Genomic DNA, 2,586 nt, shown 5'->3' on the forward strand with positions numbered 1-2,586 from the left:
GCGGGCGAAGGGAATGAGTATGCTGCTCTGCACCATTTCATATTATCTATCCATTTAAAGCCAACGGGATTTACGCATGAAGAGACGAACCTTTCTGGCCCAGACCGCGGTTGGCGCGCTCGCCCTTTCCGGAATGGGCGGCAAGGCATTCGCGCAGCAGGCGGTCGAGCCGGGAAAGATGCCGGAAGCCAATGCAACGGTCGAGGCGTCAGCGCCGCCTCCCGACGCGTTCACTTTCGACACGCTTACCGAGCAGATGAAGGCCAGGGCCGGCGAGCCTTATCAGGAGCCGTCCCAGGAGGTCCCCGAGCCGTTCCGGGACCTTCAATATGATGATTACCGCGCGATCCGCTACGATCCCAACAAGGCGATCTGGCGCGACCAGTCCGATTTCCAGCTTCAGGCCTTCGCGCTCGGCTGGCTGTTCAAGACGCCGGTCGATATCTACGAGGTGGCCGATGGCGCGGCGCAGAAACTCGAGTTTACGGGCGATGATTTCATCTACCGCGCGCCGCTGGATGTCGAGCAGTTCCATGGCGTGAAGCTGCCAGGGGTCGCGGGCTTCCGGATCAACTATCCGCTGAACCGGCCGGAAGTCTCGGACGAGCTGATCTCGTTTCTGGGCTCGTCCTATTTCCGCGCGCTCGGCCAGAACAATCTCTATGGCCTTTCGGCGCGCGGGCTCGCGGTCAACACCGCGACCAGCCAGGGCGAGGAGTTTCCGCGCTTTTCCGCCTTCTACATCATGAGGCCGGGAACGGAGAACGACAAGATCACCGTCTTCGCCGCTCTGGACGGCCCAAGCGTGACCGGCGCCTACCGTTTCGTGATCACGCCGGGCAAGAACACGCGCATGGATGTCACCGCGCGACTCTTTTTCCGGAACGATATCGAGCGTCTCGGCGTTGCCCCTATGACTTCCATGTTTCTGTTCGGGCCGGCCAACCATCATGCCTTCGATGACTACCGCGAGCGGGTGCATGACAGCGAGGGCCTCAAGATCGTGCGGGCCGATGGAACGGAGTTGTGGCGCAATCTGCAGAATGCCAAGACGCTCGCCAATTCGTTCTTCGGCGAAACCAATCCGCGGGCGTTCGGCCTATACCAGCGCCATCGCGCGTTCGAGGATTATCAGGATGCCGAGGCGCATTACGAGCGGCGGCCTTCGCTTCTGGTGGAGCCGGTCGGAAACTGGGGCAAGGGCACGATTTCGCTTGTCGAGATCCCGACCGACAAGGAAGTCAACGACAATATCGTCTGCTTCTGGCAGCCGGAAGCGCCCGCCAAGAAAGGCGGATCGGCCGAATTCGGATACCGGCTGACCTGGGGCGCGATCGAGGAAGACCAGGCCAGGCTCGCCCGCGTCATCGATATTCGCAGCGGCGAGGGCGGCGTTTCGGGCGTGGCCAACGACGATGACGACGTGCGCAAGCTCGTGGTCGATTTCGCCGGCGGCCCGCTGGATGACATGGCGCCCGGCTCGGAACTGCAGGAGCGCCTGCACATTACCAATGGCGAGGTCGTGCATTCCACGGTCTCGGCAATCAGAGGCCAGGGCGTCTGGCGTCTGGCAATCGATATCAAGCCCGCCGGCGACGCGCCGGTGGAAATTGTCGGGGCGCTGACGGACGGAAGCCGCGACGTGAGTGAAATATGGTTATATCAGTGGAGAAAAGGCGATGACCAACCAAATTAACGGGTCGGATCAGAACATGGAATTCAGCCGGTTTCTTCCGGCGTCCGCGCCGCTTCCCATGCCCGAGCAGCTTCTTGAGCGCCCGCGCCGCCGCGGCGTGATCGCGACGATCCTGTCGCCGGTTCTCGTGTGGCAGCGCCCGCGCTCGGCACGGCTCTAGAAACCGGAAGATAACTTTTCCGGACGGCCTCTCGCTTTCAACGGCGAGGCCCGCAAGGATTAAAGGGATAACCGATGCTGGCCTTCAGACGGACCTTTTCGATCGTATTCGCCGCAATCATCGCGATTGCGGCGTCTCGCATTGCGATGGACGTTTTCTTCGCGGACGGTGCCGACTGGGTCGACTTCGTGCGGATCGCGCTATGCGCTGCGACCGCCGCGTGGATCGCCTGGGGCGCGGCGCTCGGGATTGGCGGCCTGATCGGCCGCCGGTTCAAGACGCCGCCGCGCGCCTCGCTTGCCGAAAGCGGCCAGGCGGCAAAGACCGCCATCCTGATCCCGGTCTATAACGAAGACCCGCGCGCGACGTTCTCGTCGGCCGCCGCCATGGCGCATTCGCTGGCGCAAACGCCCTATGCCGGGCTTTTCGATATCGCCATCCTCTCCGACAGCCGCGACCCCGAGGTGATCGCGCAGGAGGAGGCGTGGTTCCTCACCCTTCACGCCGACATGCCGCGCGAGATCGGCGCGTTCTATCGCCGCCGTACAGACAATACCGGCAAGAAAGCCGGCAATATCGGCGATTTCGTCCGCCGCCACGGCGCGCGCTACCCCTATATGCTGATCCTCGACGCCGACAGCCTGATGGAAGGCGAGACGATCGTGGAAATGCTGCGCCGGATGGAAGCCGAGCCGCGGCTCGGCCTGTTGCAGACGCTGCCCAAGATCAT

Annotated in this window: 3 protein-coding genes; all 3 read left to right on the forward strand. The window is 62.8% G+C overall.

Annotation, left to right across the window (positions count from 1 at the left end; translation table 11 throughout):
- Positions 1-76 precede the first annotated feature (76 nt).
- Complete coding sequence (locus B4E36_RS07845; RefSeq protein ID WP_292053824.1) at positions 77-1,696, forward strand: glucan biosynthesis protein; 1,620 nt, start codon at positions 77-79, stop codon at positions 1,694-1,696.
- A complete protein-coding gene (locus B4E36_RS07850; protein ID WP_155122022.1) occupies positions 1,680-1,856 on the forward strand; it encodes a hypothetical protein in 177 nt (58 codons plus the stop codon). The genes B4E36_RS07845 and B4E36_RS07850 overlap by 17 nt, the downstream gene beginning before the upstream one ends.
- A gap of 74 nt (positions 1,857-1,930) precedes the next feature.
- Positions 1,931-2,586, forward strand: a 656-nt coding sequence (locus tag B4E36_RS07855; protein WP_345900205.1) for a glycosyltransferase, incomplete at its 3' end; no start/stop codon positions are given.

This window comes from Martelella sp. UBA3392, assembly GCF_002358775.1.
Classification (GTDB): Bacteria; Pseudomonadota; Alphaproteobacteria; order Rhizobiales; family Rhizobiaceae; genus Martelella; species Martelella mediterranea.